Source organism: Streptomyces abikoensis (genome assembly GCF_014648775.1).
Taxonomy (GTDB): Bacteria; Actinomycetota; Actinomycetes; order Streptomycetales; family Streptomycetaceae; genus Streptomyces; species Streptomyces abikoensis.
On record NZ_BMRT01000003.1, the window covers coordinates 269656 to 284677 of the forward strand.

At 73.2% G+C, this 15022-nt stretch carries 18 protein-coding genes; 6 read left to right on the forward strand and 12 right to left on the reverse strand.

The window, feature by feature from the left end; translation table 11 throughout:
* Nucleotides 1-6: 6 nt before the first annotated feature.
* Nucleotides 7-1254, forward strand: a complete 1248-nt coding sequence (locus IE096_RS11490) for a cytochrome P450 family protein (protein ID WP_189451325.1) — start codon at nucleotides 7-9, stop codon at nucleotides 1252-1254.
* Here IE096_RS11490 and IE096_RS11495 read toward each other — a convergent pair.
* A complete protein-coding gene (locus tag IE096_RS11495; protein WP_189451326.1) occupies nucleotides 1232-2254 on the reverse strand; it encodes a Rieske 2Fe-2S domain-containing protein in 1023 nt (340 codons plus the stop codon). The two genes, IE096_RS11490 and IE096_RS11495, sit on opposite strands and share 23 nt — an antisense overlap.
* Nucleotides 2251-3225: a Rieske 2Fe-2S domain-containing protein gene (locus IE096_RS11500; protein ID WP_189451327.1), complete on the reverse strand. Its 975-nt coding sequence runs from the start codon at nucleotides 3223-3225 to the stop codon at nucleotides 2251-2253. Before IE096_RS11500 ends, IE096_RS11495 begins: the two co-directional genes overlap by 4 nt.
* A 153-nt stretch (nucleotides 3226-3378) precedes the next feature.
* On the opposite strand from IE096_RS11500, the gene IE096_RS11505 reads away from it, so the two are divergent.
* The 4 genes from IE096_RS11505 to IE096_RS11520 all read left to right on the forward strand — a co-directional run bounded on the left by IE096_RS11505 (nucleotide 3379) and on the right by IE096_RS11520 (nucleotide 6864).
* A complete protein-coding gene (locus tag IE096_RS11505) occupies nucleotides 3379-3816 on the forward strand; it encodes an ester cyclase (RefSeq protein ID WP_126916175.1) in 438 nt (145 codons plus the stop codon).
* Complete coding sequence (locus IE096_RS11510) at nucleotides 3813-4277, forward strand: ester cyclase (RefSeq protein WP_189451328.1); 465 nt, start codon at nucleotides 3813-3815, stop codon at nucleotides 4275-4277. Before IE096_RS11505 ends, IE096_RS11510 begins: the two co-directional genes overlap by 4 nt.
* On the forward strand, nucleotides 4274-5431 hold the full coding sequence (locus IE096_RS11515; RefSeq protein WP_189451329.1) for an FAD-dependent monooxygenase: 1158 nt from the start codon (nucleotides 4274-4276) through the stop codon (nucleotides 5429-5431). Before IE096_RS11510 ends, IE096_RS11515 begins: the two co-directional genes overlap by 4 nt.
* Nucleotides 5432-5592: 161 nt before the next feature.
* Nucleotides 5593-6864, forward strand: coding sequence for an ABC1 kinase family protein (locus tag IE096_RS11520; protein ID WP_189451330.1), 1272 nt, complete (start codon nucleotides 5593-5595; stop codon nucleotides 6862-6864).
* A 73-nt stretch (nucleotides 6865-6937) separates the two neighbouring features.
* Here the strand turns inward: IE096_RS11520 and IE096_RS11525 are convergent, their stop codons facing one another.
* The 6 genes from IE096_RS11525 to cutA form a co-directional block, all read right to left on the reverse strand.
* Nucleotides 6938-7318 (reverse strand): VOC family protein, encoded by a 381-nt coding sequence (locus IE096_RS11525; RefSeq protein WP_189451331.1) that lies wholly within the window; start codon nucleotides 7316-7318, stop codon nucleotides 6938-6940.
* Nucleotides 7319-7368: 50 nt separating this feature from the next.
* Nucleotides 7369-8967 (reverse strand): MFS transporter, encoded by a 1599-nt coding sequence (locus IE096_RS11530; protein ID WP_189451332.1) that lies wholly within the window; start codon nucleotides 8965-8967, stop codon nucleotides 7369-7371.
* Nucleotides 8968-9009: 42 nt separating this feature from the next.
* Nucleotides 9010-9417: a VOC family protein gene (locus IE096_RS11535; RefSeq protein WP_189451333.1), complete on the reverse strand. Its 408-nt coding sequence runs from the start codon at nucleotides 9415-9417 to the stop codon at nucleotides 9010-9012.
* On the reverse strand, nucleotides 9414-9920 hold the full coding sequence (locus IE096_RS11540) for a helix-turn-helix domain-containing protein (protein ID WP_189451334.1): 507 nt from the start codon (nucleotides 9918-9920) through the stop codon (nucleotides 9414-9416). Before IE096_RS11540 ends, IE096_RS11535 begins: the two co-directional genes overlap by 4 nt.
* A 52-nt stretch (nucleotides 9921-9972) precedes the next feature.
* A complete protein-coding gene (locus tag IE096_RS11545) occupies nucleotides 9973-11571 on the reverse strand; it encodes an MFS transporter (RefSeq protein ID WP_189451335.1) in 1599 nt (532 codons plus the stop codon).
* 93 nt (nucleotides 11572-11664) lie between these two features.
* Nucleotides 11665-12006 (reverse strand): divalent-cation tolerance protein CutA, encoded by a 342-nt coding sequence (cutA, locus tag IE096_RS11550; RefSeq protein WP_189451336.1) that lies wholly within the window; start codon nucleotides 12004-12006, stop codon nucleotides 11665-11667.
* Between the two features lie 66 nt (nucleotides 12007-12072).
* On the opposite strand from cutA, the gene IE096_RS11555 reads away from it, so the two are divergent.
* Nucleotides 12073-12384, forward strand: a complete 312-nt coding sequence (locus IE096_RS11555) for a hypothetical protein (RefSeq protein WP_189451337.1) — start codon at nucleotides 12073-12075, stop codon at nucleotides 12382-12384.
* Nucleotides 12385-12402: 18 nt separating this feature from the next.
* On the opposite strand, the gene IE096_RS11560 is transcribed toward IE096_RS11555, so the two are convergent.
* The 4 genes from IE096_RS11560 to IE096_RS11575 form a co-directional block, all read right to left on the reverse strand.
* Nucleotides 12403-12615 carry an EF-hand domain-containing protein gene (locus IE096_RS11560; protein ID WP_189451338.1) on the reverse strand — a complete coding sequence of 71 codons (213 nt, stop codon included), beginning with the start codon at nucleotides 12613-12615 and terminating at the stop codon, nucleotides 12403-12405.
* Nucleotides 12616-12652: 37 nt separating this feature from the next.
* Nucleotides 12653-13225: an N-acetylmuramoyl-L-alanine amidase gene (locus tag IE096_RS11565; RefSeq protein ID WP_189451339.1), complete on the reverse strand. Its 573-nt coding sequence runs from the start codon at nucleotides 13223-13225 to the stop codon at nucleotides 12653-12655.
* Between the two features lie 230 nt (nucleotides 13226-13455).
* Entirely contained in the window at nucleotides 13456-13971 is a 516-nt protein-coding gene (locus IE096_RS11570) for an ATP-binding protein (RefSeq protein WP_189451340.1), read from the reverse strand.
* A gap of 278 nt (nucleotides 13972-14249) precedes the next feature.
* Entirely contained in the window at nucleotides 14250-15017 is a 768-nt protein-coding gene (locus IE096_RS11575) for an enoyl-CoA hydratase/isomerase family protein (protein WP_126916163.1), read from the reverse strand.
* Between the last annotated feature and the right edge of the window lie 5 nt (nucleotides 15018-15022).

Below are 15022 nucleotides of genomic sequence, written 5' to 3' on the forward strand. Positions count from 1 at the left end.
GGAAGCGTGCCCGAGCCCCACGAGGTGTACGCGCCGGAGTCCCGCGTCGACCCCTACCCCGTCTACGCGCGGCTGCGCGCCGAGGCCCCCGTCCACCCGATCCGCGACCCCAACGGCATCGAGCACTACCTGGTCACCCGCTACGAGGACGCGCGCGCCGCCCTCGCCGACCCCCGGCTCTCCCGCGACCCCAAGCACGCGTGGGAGGCGCTGCGCCGCTCCGGGCTCTACCCCGAGGGCGGGGAGGGCTCGGAGCCGCACATGCTCAACAGCGATCCGCCCGACCACACACGGATGCGCAGGCTCGTGGCCAAGGCGTTCACGCCGCGCCGGGTGGAGGCCATGCTGCCGCGCGTCCAGGAGATCACCGACGGGCTGATCGACGCCTTCGCCCCGCGCGGCACCGCCGATCTGATCACCGCGCTGGCGTTCCCGCTGCCCATCACCGTGATCTGTGAACTCCTCGGCGTGCCGGAGGCCGACCGGGCGCCGTTCCGCGAGTGGAGCACGGCCGCGCTCACCCCCAACTACACCGAGGGCGCGACGATGCCGCCGCACGAGGCGAACCGGCTGCTGCGCGAGTACTTCACCGCGCTCGTCGCCGAGCGCCGCCGCGCGCTGCGCTCGGCCGGGGACGACACCGAGGCCCAGCCGGACCTGCTGAGCGCGCTCGTCGTGGCCTCCACCGAGGAGGGGCGGCTGACCGAACTGGAGCTGGTGTCCACGGCGGGGTTGCTACTGGTGGCCGGGCACGAGACGACGGTGAACCTCATCGGCAACGGCATGCTGGCGCTGCTGCGCCACCGGAACCAGCTGGAGCTGCTGCGCTCCCGGCCCGAGCTGCTGCCGGCGGCCGTCGAGGAGTTCCTGCGCTACGACGGGCCGGTGGAGCGGGCCATGCTGCGGGTGGCCACGGAGGACCTGGAGATCGGCGGGACGCCCGTGCCCAGGGGCGCGATCGTCACCGTGGGCGTGGCCTCCGCCCACCGCGACCCGGCCCGCTACCCCGACCCCGACCGGCTGGACATCACCCGCGGCGACCGCTCCCACCTGGGCTTCGGGCACGGCATCCACTTCTGCGTCGGAGCGCCCGTGTCCCGGATGGAGGGGCGGATCGCGGTGGGGACGCTGCTGCGGCGGCTGCCCGACATCGCCCTGGACGAGTCGGCGGGCCTCCTCCGCTGGCGGCCCACGGGCGTGCTGCGCGGCCTGGAGTCACTGCCGGTGCGGTTCACCCCGGAGCGTCTCGGCTGATCTCACCACAGCCCGGATCGGCCCGGGGGTAGCGGCGGAGGTACTCCAGATAGCGGCCCAGGGCGCGATCGCTGCGGGTGAGCAGGCCGGGGCGGAAGTGGAGGGTGAGGAGCACGGGGGCGTCGTCGGCGAGCATGCCCATCATCACGCCCATCGCCCGGTCGAGGAACGCCTCGTCGTCGAGGAACGCCTCGTCCGCCGCCGGGTCCGCGCCGCCCTCCGCGCGCCGCGCGCCGAGGACGAAGTACGGGCGGGACACCCCGGGGCGTACGGAACGCAGCGCGGTGAGCCAGCAGAACCAGCGGCCGTCGAGGGTGCCCGTCTGCCGGAACACGCTGGTTCCGTGGATCTCGACGCGCAGGTCGAGCCGTTGCCCGTCCGGGGTGGTCAGGCGCAGCGGGTAGCCCATGGAGTGGGCGGTGGCGGTGACGGCGTCGTTGGGGTCGTCGCCGTCGTCCAGGGCGAAGCCGTGCTGGAGGAGGAAGTGCTGGACGTCCATGGTCTGGGCCGCCACCAGCCAGGGGTCGACGGGGGCCTCGTCAAGGACGGTGTGCCGCAGGAGCAGCTCGTCCGGGGGGACGGGCAGGCCGGGCACGTCGAACAAGGGCCGCCGCCCGTTGAAGGCCCAGACGATGCCGTGCGATTCCCGCGAGGGAAAAGAGAAGAGCCGCGCACGCGGCGGCACCGGCTCGCCCGTACCGGTCGACGTGCAGGCGCCGGAGCCGTCGTAGCGCCAGCCGTGGTAGCGGCATCGCAGGTGTTCCCCTTCCACGTGTCCGACGGACAGGTCCGCGCCCAGGTGGGCGCAGTAGCCGCTGACGACCCGGGCGGGCCCGCCGGCCGCGCCCCGGAAGACCGCCACCCGGCCGCCGAGGAAGTCCACGCCGAGCACCCGCCCGGCGGGCAGTTCGGTGGACAGGCACAGCGGGAACCAGCTCTGGCTGTACGTCCCGTCCAGGCCCTCGGCGGGGACGGGACGTCCGACCGGGCGCGCGCTCATGTGAGGTAGTCCCGGGCGGGGTTGGCCCGGGGGTAGGCGCGGACGTAGTCGAGGTAGCGGGCGAGGGTGCGGTCGCCGTGGGTGAGGTGGCGGGGGCGGAAGCGGATGGTGCCGAGGACGGGCGTGTCGTCGTCGAAGAGGTTCATCATGGCCGTGCGGGCCCGGTCGAGGAACTCCTCGGTGATCTTGGGGTCTTCGTCGTCCTCCCGGCGGGCGCCGTAGACGAAGACGGCCCGGGAGCGGCCGGGGCCGGGGATGTTCAGCGGGGCGAGCCAGAAGAACCAGCGGCCGTCGAGGGTGCCGGTCTGCCGGAAGATGTTGGTGCCGTGGATGTCGACGCGCACGTCGAAGCGCTCGCCGTCGCGCATCCGGGCCCGCAGGTCGAAGCCGACGCAGTGGTCACCGACGCGCACCGAGTCGTTGGGGTCGTCGTCGAGGACGAACTCGTGGGGCAGGCACAGGTGCTGGAGGTCCATGGTGTGGGCCTGGACCAGCCAGGGTTCGACGGGCAGCTCCGGGAGGACGGAGCGGCGGACGGTCAGCTCGTCCTCGCGGTAGGGCAGGCCGGGCACGCCGAAGAGCGGCTCCTCGCCGTTGAACGCCCAGACCACGCCGTGCCGTTCGACGGCGGGGAAGCGGAACAGCCGGGCCCGGGGCGGGACCGGGTCGCCGATGCCGGTGGCGGCGCACGCCCCGCCGCCGTCGTACTGCCAGCCGTGGAAACGGCACCGCAGCCGCTCCCCCACCACCTCGCCCACCGACAGGTCCGCGCCGACGTGGACGCAGTAGCCGCTGAGCACCCGGGCGGGGCCGCCCTCGCGGCCCCGGAAGACGACGGCCTTGCCGCCGAGGAACTCGACGCCGAGGACCGCGCCGGCGGGGACGTCCTCGGACAGGCACAGGGGGAACCAGCTCTGGCTGTACAGGCCGTCCGCACCCTCGGCGGGAAGGCCGGAGAATCCCTCGGTCATGACGACAACCCTCCGTTGTCCGTGGGGAATTGTTTCCACGGCCCCCAGTGGCGTCAACCCCGCCCGGAAGGGCGATCCGCACCGCAATCTGGGAGAAGTGACCGCGCTGGAATCCCACTAGCCTTTCTGCGAAACCGCGCGGAAGGAGCCGGCATGGGGTCCACCGAGCAGGCGAACAAGGCGCTGGTACGGGAGTTGATCGACACCTGGAACAGGGGCGACCTCGCGGCGATGACGCGGTTCTGGTCCCCGGACATGGTCCACTACGGCCGCGACGGCGAGCCGCTCCCCGGCACCGACGTCGCCGCCGAGATGGCCCGCTTCATGAACGCCTTCCCCGACCTGCGGCTCACCGTCCACGCCATGGTCGCCGAGGGCGACCTCGTGGCCACCCGGCTGACGGTCGAGGCCACCCACAAAGGGGAGTACCTGGGCGTGCCGGCCACCGGCCGCGCCGTACGCGTTCCGCTGCTGGGCCAATTGCGGGTCGTCGACGGCGCCGTCGTGGAACACTGGGGCGTGGCCGACGGGCTGTATCTCCTGGAACAGCTCGGGCTGCTGCCCCCGGAATTACTGCGGGCCACGGCGTGACACGGCCGGACAGGAAATCCGCCTACGAGGAAACCGTCCGGAAATTCCGGGGCGCTGTTCTGTTCACACATGATTTCTCCGCGATTTCGGAGATCCTCACCCCGGATTTCGTCGACCATTTCGCCCCGCCGTGGGATCCGCCGGGCCGCGAGGGGGTGGCCCACCGTTTCGGGCAGGCGGCCGAGGCCCTGACGACGCGCCGGGTGGAGGTGCTCACGTCGGTGTGCGAGGGCGACATCCTCGCCCAGGCGATCCTGCTGCACTTCGAGCACACGGGCGCGTTCATGGGGCTGCCGCCCACGGGCCGGTCCTTCGCCATCGGCGGCTCCAACACCTTCCGCTTCCGGGACGGGCGGATCGCCGAGCACTGGGGCGTGTTCGACGTGGCGAAGATCCCGGACCTGCTGGGCGGCCCGGCCCCGGGGAGTTGGTCGTCCATGTGGCCGGGCGCGCCCGCGTGAGAGCCCGGCGCGCCCTGGTGGTCGGGGCCGGGCCCGCCGGCCTGGCCACCGCCGCCCTGCTGCGCCGGGCCGGGCTGGAGGTGTCGCTGCTGGAGCGTGCCCCGGACGTCGGCGTCGCCGGTACGGCCCTCACCCTGTGGCCCAACGCCTTCTCCGCGCTCGCCGTGCTCGGCGCCGACGGGCCCGTCCGGGCCGGCAGCGCGCCCTCGGCGGGCCTGGCGATGCGCACGGCGCGCGGCGCGACGCTGCTGTCCCTGCCGGCCGGGACCCTGGACGCCCGGTGCGGCGGCAACGGACGGGCGCTGCCGCGCGCCGCCCTGCTCCGGGCCCTCCACGACCTCCAGCCCCCGGACGCGATCCGCTTCGGGGCGCGCTGCGTCGGCGTACGGCAGGACGGCGCGGCGGTGGCCGCCCGGCTCGCGGACGGCACCGAGGTGGAGGGCGATCTGCTGATCGGCGCCGACGGCATCCGCTCCCGGGTGCGCGCGGCCCTCTTCGGCGCCCCCGGGGACACGGGCGGCGGCGATCTGCGCTACCTCGGCTACGCGGTGGCCCGGGGCGTCGCCGCGTACGCCTGCCCCGGCCACCCGGCACTGCTGGCGCTGGGCCCGGGACGGCAGTTCGGGCTGTTCCCGCTGCCGGAGGGGCGGATGTACTGGTTCGCGGCATTCGCCGTGCCCGAGGGCGGGGCCAGGGCGGGCCCGTCGTCCTTGCCGTTCCTCCAACGGCACTTCGCCGCCTGGCACGACCCGGTCCCGGCCGTGCTGCGGGCCACCGACCCGGCCGCCGTCACCGTCACCGCCATCCACGACCGGGCGCCGCTGCGGCGCTGGGGGCGGGGCGCGGTGGCCCTGGTCGGCGACGCCGCGCACCCGGCCGCGCCGGCCATGGGGCAGGGCACGTGCCAGGCGCTGGAGGACGCGGTCGTGCTGGCGCGGGCGCTGGCGGCGACGGACGACGTTCCGGCAGCGCTGCGCGTGTACGCCGCGCGGCGGCGGGGGCGGGCGCGCACTGTGACGGTCCAGTCGCACTGGGCGGGCCGGGTGGGGCAGTGGCGAGCGCCGCTGCTGTGCGCCGTGCGCGACGGCTTGATCAGGGCGACGCCCCGTTCCGCCCTGCTGGGCGCGCTGCGTTCGTCGTTCACGTTCGAGTGAGGCCCCGGTCCCACCCTTTCACCAACGCCGGACGGGCTGAATTCAGCCCGTCCGGGCGGTAAATCCAGCCCCGCCGGCGTTTGAGGCGCGGGGTCCGGGGCGGAGCCCCGGGAAACGGTGAAAGGGCGGGACCGGGGCCACCGACCCAAGGAGCAGCCTCCATGGACCGAGTGCCCACCCACCGCCTCGCGCTGCGCGCATGCGCCCTGGCCCTCGCCGGCCTCGCGGAGGTGACGGTGACCCTCCCTGCCCTCCTGGCCGTACGGCTACTCCGCGGCCGCCAAGCCACCCACCACTACCTCTACCGCCGCCTCACCCACCGCATCCAATCCCTCGGCCCCACCTTCATCAAATTCGCCCAGATCGCCGGCGCGCGCCGCGACATGCTCCCCGCCGCCCTGTGCGACGAGCTGTCCCGCCTCCACGACTCCGTCCGCCCCCTCTCACCACAGCAGGCGGCAAGCGCGCTGCGCGCCGCGTACGGGCGGGCGACGCCGCCGTTCCTGGCGCGGCTCGATCCCGAGCCGGTGGCGGGCGGCAGCATCGCCTGCGTGTACCGGGGCGTGCTGCCGGACGGCGAGGTCGTGGCGCTCAAGCTGAAGCGCCCCGGCATCGACGCGACGATGCGGGCCGATCTCGCGCTGATCCGCGCCCTGACGCGCCGCGCCGAGCGGCTGCCGGCGCTGCGCGGGATGCCGATGGCCGATCTCGTCGGCTACGTCAGCCGGGCCGTCCTCGGCCAGCTGGACTTCCGGCGCGAGGCGAAGAACATCGTCACGCTCCGCGCGAACCTCGCGGACGTCCCCGGCGTGGTGGTGCCCCGGCTGCGCCCCGAGTGGTCCCGGCCGACGTGCCTGGTCTTCGACTTCGTCCCGGGGCTGGACACGCGGACGCCCGCGACCCTCCCCGACCCGGTGCGGGCGCGGCTGGCGTCGGCCGTGCTGGCGGCCGCGCACAAGATGATGTTCGTGGACGGGTTCGTGCACTGCGATCCGCACCCGGGCAATGTGTATCTGCTGCCGAAGGGCGACGCGGCCGTGATCCTGGACGCCGGCTACAGCGTCCGGCTGCCCGAGCGGGTGCGGGAGCTGATCGCCGGGTTCTTCGCGGCGCTCGCCACCGGCGACGGACGGCGCTGCGGGGAGATCATGCTGGCGAGCATGGCCAACGCGGACGGCCGGACGGCCGACCCCGAGCCGTTCGTCGCCGACATCGCCGCGCTGGTCGGCCGGTGCGCCGGCCCGGACAGGTCCGACCGGGGCTTCGACATGGCGTCCTTCGGCAACGGCGTCTTCGAGGTGCAGAGCGCCCACCGGCTCTACGCCGCCTCGGACTTCGCCTTCCCCATCATGGCGCTGATGATCCTGGAGAGCACGGTCCGGGGCCTGTGGCCGGGGGCGGACTTCACACGGGTGGGTGTCGCGACACCGTGAACGACCCCGAACGCGGTGCTGCCGCCGGCCCCGGGGGAAGGCGGCGGCAGCACGTTCAGGGGCCGGCGGGTACTCAGCCGGCGGGCTGTACCAGGTTGAACTCGTTGCCGTCGGGGTCCGCGAACGTCGCGGTCGAGCCGCCGAACGGCATCTGCTGCGGCTCGTGGGTGAACCGCACCCCGCGCCGGACGAGCTCGTCGTGCGTGGCCTTGATGTCCTCGGTGACGAACTGGATGTCGGTGAAGCGGCCGATGTTGCCCTCCCGGTAGACGGGGAAGTCCTTGGTGCACAGCACGATGCGGGTCTGGGAGCCCTCGGGGGCCACCTCGATCCACCGCATGGGGCCGAACCTCAGGTCCTCGCGGAGCTCGAAGCCGAGGGTGTTGACGAAGAAGTCGACGGCTTTGTCCTGGTCGTTGACGAAGACGTCGACGGTACCGATGTGCGAGATCACGGGGTTTCTCCTGTCGTCTGCTGTCGTCTGGGATGAACAGGTGGACGTGCTCAGTGGCCGGTCGCGACGTCGACGTCCCCGGCGGCCGTCGCGGCCTCCAGCCGCGGGGCCAGCAGGGCGACGCCCGCGCCGACGAGGACGACGACCGCGCCGCCGAGCATCGCCGTGTGGAAGCCGTCCATGAAGGCGGCGTGCCCGGCGCGGGCGGCCGCCTCCGCGAGGGGGCGCGCGGTGCCGTCGGGCACGGGCACCACGCCCTGCGCGATGACGTCCGTCATCCGGCGCAGCGCCCGGGCCAGGGCGCCGCCGACGCCCTCGTCGGCGAGGTGTCCGGGCAGGACCCCGGAGACCCGGGACGAGATCAGTGAACCGAGGACGGCCGTGCCCAGGACGCCGCCGAGCATCAGGGCCGTCTGCTGGAGGCCGGAGGCGACGCCGGCGAGCTCGTCGTGGGCGCTGCCGACGATCATCTCGATGGCCGTGGGGGCGACCATGCCCATGCCCACGCCGAGCGGGGCGAGGAACGGCCACATGGCGTTGTAGGAGGAGACCTCGGTCATCCGGGAGAGGCCCAGCAGGGCGACGCTGATGAGGACCATGCCCGTGGCGAGCGGCACCCGGGGTCCGAAGCGCTGGTTCAGGGCCGCGCCGAGGGGGGCGCCGACGCCGAAGAGGACGGTGAAGGGCAGCAGCCCGAGTCCGGCCCGCATCGGGGAGAAGCCGTGCACCTGCTGGAGGTAGAGGGCGAGGTAGAACGAGGCGCCGAAGGTGGCGAAGCCGCCGATGAGCAGGGTGGCGGTGCCGGTGGAGACGGCCCGCACGCGGAAGAGGGCCGGTGGCAGGAGCGCCTCGCGGGCGCGGCGCTCGCGCAGGACGAACGCGGTGCCGACGACGAGGGCGGCGGCGAACGGGCCGAGGACGCGGAACGCGGTCCAGCCGTGGCCGGGCACCTGGATGATGCCCCAGACCAGGGCGAACAGGGTGGCCGTGAGCAGCAGGACACCGGGGGTGTCGAAGGACCGGTCGGCGCCCTGGGGCCGTACCGCGCGGATCGCGGGGCCGCCGAGGGCGAGGGCGGCGGCGCACACCACGACGTTGATGAAGAACACCCAGCGCCAGCCCAGCTGGTCGACGGTGACGCCGCCGATGAAGGGGCCGGCGGCCAGCGCGAGGGCGCCGACGCCGCTCCAGACGCCGATGGCGATCTTCAGTTTGTCCTGGGGGAAGGAGGTCTTGAGCACGGCCAGCCCGCTGGGCGCGAGGACGGCGCCGCTGATGCCCTGGAGCACCCGCCAGAAGATCAGCATGCTGATGCTGTTCGACAGTCCCGCGAGGACGGAGGTGGCGGCGAAGCCCGTCATCCCGATGAGGAAGACCTTCTTGTGCCCGTAGCGGTCGCCGAGCTTGCCTGCGGTGATCAGGGCGCAGGCGACGGCGAGCATATAGCCGTTGGTGACCCATTGGAGGGTGGTGAGCTCGGTGTCGAGGTCGACGGCGATGACCGGGTTGGCGACGGCGACGACCGTGCCGTCGAGGGCCTCCATCATGGTGCCGAGGGCGACGGCGACGAGCACCACCCAGGGGTTCCCGGCGCCGGGCCGGTCCGGTAACGCCCCGCCGTCCGGGGCCGGTTGCGCTTGGTGAGCCATGGCTGAGCCTGCTCTCCTCTCGGTGCTCCTCCGGTGTCCGGTTCAGCCGCGGGCGTCGGTGAGGCTGAACCAGTTGCCGGAATCGTCGCGGAAGACGGCCTCGGTGCCGTGCGGCCGCTTCACGGGCTCCTGGACGAACGTCACGCCCGCCGCCCTGAGCCTCCTGTGGAGGGCGCGGACGTCGTCGACGTGCAGCACCCCCACCCCGATCACGCCCTTCGAGACGAGGTCCCTCAGCTGACCGGCGGTCTCCTCGTCGTACTCGGGCGGCCCGACCTTGCGCAGCACCAGCACCACGTCGGGCTGGTCCTTGGGGCCGACCGTGAGCCAGCGCAGGTCGCCGAGCGTCATGTCGTCGCGGACCTCGAAGCCCAGTTTTTCCGTGTAGAAGGCCTTCGCTGAGTCCTGGTCGAGGACGGGGACGGTGACGTGCGACAGCCGCGTGCTCATGGGTTTCCTTCCGCCGGAGAGCCGTGATCAGACGCTATCGACGGCTCCCCGGCGGTGACATCTCCTGGATTGCGGTCTTGCGTTCCGCTTCCGCCGGTCCGCCGGGCGCACATGAACAGGTAGCAGCCGGGAATGGGCGGGGGGCCGCCCTCGCGGGCGATCCGCTCGCGGTAGCGGGTGGGCGGGACGCCCATGATCTCGGAGAAACGGGAGCTGAAGGAGCCGACGCTGGAGTAGCCGACGAGGTGACAGATCTCCGCGACCGTCAGGTTGGTGGCGCGCAGCAGGTCGCGCGCCCGCTCGATGCGACGCTGTGTCAGATAGCGGCCGGGGGTCTCGCCGAAGGCCGCCTGGAAGGAGCGGAGGAAGTGGAAGCGCGAACAGCCCGCCTCGGCGGCCAGGGTCGCCAGGTCGAGCGGGTCGGCGTAGGAGCGGTCGATCAGGTCCTTCGCCCGTCGCAGGTACGGCAACAGCGCGGAGGAGAGCGGTTCCTGGCCCGGCATGCCGCCGGTATCGGCGGTCCGCCACCGCCGTGACCGCCGGTGCGGATTCCTGTCAGGCACGGGCGGGCACCTGGCCGGGGACGATCTCGTCCAGCCGGCGGCCCCGGGTCTCGGGTCCGTAGAGGGCGAAGGCGACCGCCGCGAGGGCGAGCGGTACGGCGCCCAGCAGGGCCGTCACCCCCAGCGGGGGCACCGCCACGGCGGCCACCGACAGGCCGAGGATGGCCACGCCGCCGGCCTTGCTGGTGCCGGCCGCCCAGCTGGTGCCCAGCGCGCGCAGCGGGGTGGGGTACGCCTCCGAGCTGTAGGCGGCGAGGACGGCGGCGGTCGCGCTGATGCCCCACAGCGGGACGAGCAGCAGCAGCCGCAGCGGCAGTCCGTGCCCGGCGGCGGTCTCCGCGAGCACCGCGAGGGCGACGAGGGCGGCGGCGGTCAGCCCGGCCAGCGCGATCACGGTGCGTCTGCTGCTCCACAGCCCGTAGAGCAGGGCGGTGAGGAGGTTGAGGGGCAGGCTGATCAGGGCGCTGTCGCGCAGGACGCGGTCGGAGGAGACCTCGGCGATGCCGAGGCGGCCGAGGTTGGTGGGCAGCCACATCTGGAAGCCGTAGGACATCAGCCCGGCGCCGACGGCGAGGACGGTGAGGGCGAGGGTGGGGCCCCGGAAGGCGGTGGCGAACAGGCCGCGGTAGCCGGGGCGGGCCGGGCCCGTCTCGTCCGGGGCCGCCACGGCGGGGGCGTCCCGCACGGTCGAGCCGTAGCGGGCCAGGACGCGCCGGGCCTCCTCGGTGCGGCCGGTGGCCAGGAGGTAGCGGGGGGACTCGGGGATCCAGTGGTTGAGGGCGATCAGCAGCAGGCCGGTCGGCAGTCCGGCGAGCCAGAGGATCCGCCAGCTGTAGGTGGGGGTGAGGGTGGCGGCGAGCCAGCTGGTGAGGACGTAGGCGACGGTGACGTTCCCGCCGATGAGGACCATCAGCCAGCCGCGGTGGCGCTGGGGGACGGTCTCGGCGAGGAGGGTGAAGGCGATGGGGATGAGCCCGCCGGCCGCCGTGCCCATCAGGAAGCACATGGCGACGTTCCAGCCGAAGCTCGGCATCGCGCCGCAGACGGCGGTGGTGGCGAACAGCACCCCGGCCAGGAGGATGGAGCCGCGCCGCCCGATGCGGTCGCCCAGCCATCCCCAGAGGAACGAGCCGGTCATGGTGCCGGCGATGCCGGACAGCGGCAGCCAGGAGACGGGGACGTCGCCGCCGGGGTTCAGCGGCGAGGCGAGCCCGTACTCCTTGGCGACGCCGGGCACGACGAACGACAGCGTCATCGGTTTCATCACGTCGATGGTCACGGCGAGGGAGAGCACCGCCAGGAGCGCGACGTGTGCCGGGCGCAGCGGGGCGTCGTCGACGGCCCGGACCCGTACGGAGGCGACCCGCCGGCGCAGGGCGTCCGCGCCCCGGGGCAGCAGCCCGCGGAGGACGGCGGCCACGCCGGTGACGATCAGTAGCATGCCGATGAGCATGGGGGTGTCGACGGGCATGCCGGCCATGCGGTAGCCCATGTGCCGGGCGTGGAGGTACATGGGGAGGTGGAGCAGGGCGCCGGCGGTGCAGGCGGCGGCGCCGGCCCAGAAGAACGCGGGGCGGGCGAAGGAGCCCATGCGATTCCCCCTGCCTGCGCCGCCCGGCGGAGCCGGCGCGTACGACGGAATGCCCGCGGTATTCCTAGCAGCGGCGCGGGGCGCCGACAAGGGTTACGGCGCGGTCTCGGCCCGCAGCCACTCCAGGTAGTCGGCGCCGCCGGTAGTGATCTCCGTGGCGACGATCTCGGGCACGTCGTAGGGGTGGCAGGCCCTGATCCGGGCCTCGAGCTCGGGGTATCGGGCGGCGGTGGTCTTCAAAAGGACGCGCCATTCGGTGGCGGTCTCGATCGCGCCCCGCCAGCGGTAGACGCTGGTGACCGGGCCGTCGATCTGGGCGCAGGCGGCGAGGCGGCGCTCGACGGCGGTGGCGGCGAGGTCTCGCGCGGACTTCTCGCTGTCGGTGGTGGTGGCCACCATGAGGCAACGGTCGTCGTGCGGGGGCTGCTGCGGCATGCGGCCGACCGTACCGCAGGGGCCGGGGGGCGGCCGGTGTCAGTGGTGGCGCGTAGGCTCGCGAGCATGAGTTACGCAGACCTGCGCGAACTCCAGAGCGCGCTGAACACCGCCTCGGACATCGCCTTCTCCCTCGACGCCGCCGCCCCTTCGCCCCATGAGGCCGAGCAGCTCCTGGACGCGTTGCGCAGGGCGCTGGCGGCGGCCGGGGCGCTGGGCGCGGGGCTGGGTGCCACGGGGTGCGCGGAGCATCCCAAGGGGCCCGTCGACCCGCTGGCCGGTGACCGGGAGGATCCGCTGCCGCCGGGCTGGGGCCGCTGTCTGCTGTGCAACGACCGGCGGCGCCGGGCGGGCGCGCAGCGCAGGGGCTGGCGCTGACCCGCCCGGGCGGGGAGGTCAGTGGTTCTGGGAGGCCCAGAACTCCTCGAAGGACAGGACGCCGTCGCCGTTGCCGTCCTTCTTGTTGATGATGGCCTGGGCCACGGTCACGGTGACGTTGTGGTCGCCGAGCTGAGCCATGACGCTCTTGTACTCCTCGGCCGTGATGAACCCGTCGCCGTCGACGTCGAAACGGTCGAAAGCCTTGCGGGCTTCCTCGATGCTGGCCATGTGGGCCTCCCCTTGGTGCTTGGTGGACCGGCACAGATTAGCCGCCGGTCACCAACTCCAGATAACGGTCCCAGTCCCAGTGGGGGCCTGGGTCGGTATGGGTGGATCCGGGCACTTCGACATGGCCGATGATGTGGTCGCGGGTCGCCGGGATGCCGTGGCGGTCGCAGACGGCGGCGGTGAGCTTCGCGGAGGCGCGGTAGAGGGCGTCGGTGAAGTACTCGGGGCGGTCGATCCAGCCCTCGTGCTCGATGCCGATGCTGCGGGTGTTGTAGTCCCAGTTCCCGGCGTGCCAGGCGATGTCCTTCTCGCGGACGAACTGCGCGATGTAGCCGTCCGCCGAGGCCACCATGTAGTGCGCGGAGACCTTGGAGCGGGAGTCCTGGAAGATTCTCCGGGCGTCCTGGAAGGTCTCCTGGGTGACGTGCACGACGACGAACTCCACGGGGTACGCCCGGGGTCGGTTCGAGACCGTGTAGTTCGCCCTGTTCGCCGGGATCCAGTGCGTGGGGGGATACGGGGCCGTCATGGGGACATGAGACCGGTGGGGGCGGCGGTCCGCAAGGACCCCGACACCACCGCATAAAGATAAGCCGCCCTGGCATTTCATTCATGGATTTCAAGGCCAGTGTCGCACGTCACCTTGGATTGCCCTGGCCTCGCTTTGGTCCCGGCACATCACGCGTGACATAGTCGAGGCCAGCGACCCCCATTGACCCGGGCCAGGTCGTCATTTCGCCGCGGGGGCACACCCCATTTCCCCCGCGGCCACCCGAAGAGGCCCCCGGCCCGTCGCAGGACGACGGAAGGGGGCCTCTTCGCGTGCGCGGCACCCGCGCCTCAGCGCTCGCCGCGCTCCCCGACCCGCATCTCGAACCAGGTCGTCTTCCCGCGCGCCAGCAGGTCCACCCCCCAGCGGTCGGAGAGCTTGTCGACCAGGAACAGCCCGCGCCCGTTGACGTCCGTCTCGCGCACCGGCAGCAGACACGGCAGCCCCCGGGAGGGATCGCGCACCTCGACGCGCACCCAGCCGCGCCGCCGCGCCATCCGCAGCCCGAACTGGCGCGCCCCGGTGTGCCGGACGGCGTTGCCGACGAGCTCGGAGACCAGCAGCACGGCGTGTTCGGCGAGCTGGGCGGACAGGCCCCAGTGACGCAGCATCACCGCCTGGGTCAGCCGGCGGGCGGCGGCGGCGGATTCGGGCCGGGAGGGCAGCCGGACCTCGCCGAGGGCCGGATCACCGAACAGCTCGAAGGCCTTGCGTGTCAGCTCGTCCTCTACCATCGGGGTCCATCGCGCGGGGGCCGCCGTACCGGCCCGCTGCCGCGACTGCTCCATTCCCTCCAGGCCCGCCATGACCCCCATCATGGCCGTCGCCGGAGCGCCAGGGAGTGGAACCCGGGGATTCGGTTCAACGGAGCACCACGTTCCGGGGCGCCGGGGCGACATATGCCAGCGGCGCCGGACCCTCCACCGCACCCGGACTGACCTGCACCGACATCCTGTGCGCAAAAGATCGCCGAGGGTGAGCACCGGGGCCGCGCACCGGGTGCCACGCACCCCGGGGAATTCCCCCACAAGAGGCAACGCCCGGAGGGCTTCCCTCCGGGCGTTGCCGGTCAACCCCAGGCGGCTCAGACGAACTTGGCCTTGCCCGGACCGTCCTCCACGAAACTGCGCATACCGATCTCGCGGTCCTCGGTGGCGAACAGGCCCGCGAACCAGTTGCGCTCGATGGCGAGACCGGTGTCGATGTCGGTCTCCAGCCCGGAGTCCACCGCCTCCTTGGCCGCGCGCAGCGCCATGGCGGGCCCGGCGGCGAGCCGGGCGGCCCAGGCGTGCGCCTGCTCGTAGACCTCCGCCGCCGGGACCACCCGGTCGACGAGGCCGATGGCGAGCGCCTCGTCGGCCTTGACCTGGCGGCCCGTGAAGATGAGGTCCTTGGCCTTGGAGGGCCCGACGAGCCGGGCGAGCCGCTGGGTGCCGCCGGCGCCCGGGATGAGGCCGAGCAGGATCTCGGGCTGGCCGAGCTTGGCGTTGTCGGCGGCGATCCGGAAGTCGGCGCAGAGCGCCAGCTCGCAACCGCCGCCCAGGGCATAGCCGGTGACGGCGGCGACCACGGGCTTGGGAACGCGCGCCACGGCGGTGAAGGAGTCCTGGAGGCCGCGCGAGCGCGCCACCATGGCGGCGTGATCGATGTGCTGCATCTCCTTGATGTCCGCGCCGGCCGCGAACACCTTCTCCCCGCCCCACAGGACGACGGCCCGCACGTCGTCGCGGCGGGTGACCTCGTCGGCGAGCTCACGGAGCCGGTCCTGGGTGGCGATGTCCAGCGCGTTCATCGGCGGTCGGTCCAGCCGCACGGTCCCGACGCCCTCGGCTACCTCAAGATGCACAGTCATGACAG

Coding starts and splice junctions, on each gene's coding strand:
- IE096_RS11570 (WP_189451340.1), bottom strand. CDS start 13,971: ATGGCGGGCCTGGAGGGAATGGAGCAGTCGCGGCAGCGGGCCGGTACG.
- IE096_RS11535 (WP_189451333.1), bottom strand. CDS start 9,417: ATGAGCACGCGGCTGTCGCACGTCACCGTCCCCGTCCTCGACCAGGAC.
- IE096_RS11520 (WP_189451330.1), top strand. CDS start 5,593: ATGGACCGAGTGCCCACCCACCGCCTCGCGCTGCGCGCATGCGCCCTG.
- IE096_RS11530 (WP_189451332.1), bottom strand. CDS start 8,967: ATGGCTCACCAAGCGCAACCGGCCCCGGACGGCGGGGCGTTACCGGAC.
- cutA (WP_189451336.1), bottom strand. CDS start 12,006: ATGCCGCAGCAGCCCCCGCACGACGACCGTTGCCTCATGGTGGCCACC.
- IE096_RS11560 (WP_189451338.1), bottom strand. CDS start 12,615: ATGGCCAGCATCGAGGAAGCCCGCAAGGCTTTCGACCGTTTCGACGTC.
- IE096_RS11505 (WP_126916175.1), top strand. CDS start 3,379: ATGGGGTCCACCGAGCAGGCGAACAAGGCGCTGGTACGGGAGTTGATC.
- IE096_RS11545 (WP_189451335.1), bottom strand. CDS start 11,571: ATGGGCTCCTTCGCCCGCCCCGCGTTCTTCTGGGCCGGCGCCGCCGCC.
- IE096_RS11495 (WP_189451326.1), bottom strand. CDS start 2,254: ATGAGCGCGCGCCCGGTCGGACGTCCCGTCCCCGCCGAGGGCCTGGAC.
- IE096_RS11565 (WP_189451339.1), bottom strand. CDS start 13,225: ATGAAATGCCAGGGCGGCTTATCTTTATGCGGTGGTGTCGGGGTCCTT.
- IE096_RS11500 (WP_189451327.1), bottom strand. CDS start 3,225: ATGACCGAGGGATTCTCCGGCCTTCCCGCCGAGGGTGCGGACGGCCTG.
- IE096_RS11555 (WP_189451337.1), top strand. CDS start 12,073: ATGAGTTACGCAGACCTGCGCGAACTCCAGAGCGCGCTGAACACCGCC.
- IE096_RS11575 (WP_126916163.1), bottom strand. CDS start 15,017: ATGACTGTGCATCTTGAGGTAGCCGAGGGCGTCGGGACCGTGCGGCTG.
- IE096_RS11540 (WP_189451334.1), bottom strand. CDS start 9,920: ATGCCGGGCCAGGAACCGCTCTCCTCCGCGCTGTTGCCGTACCTGCGA.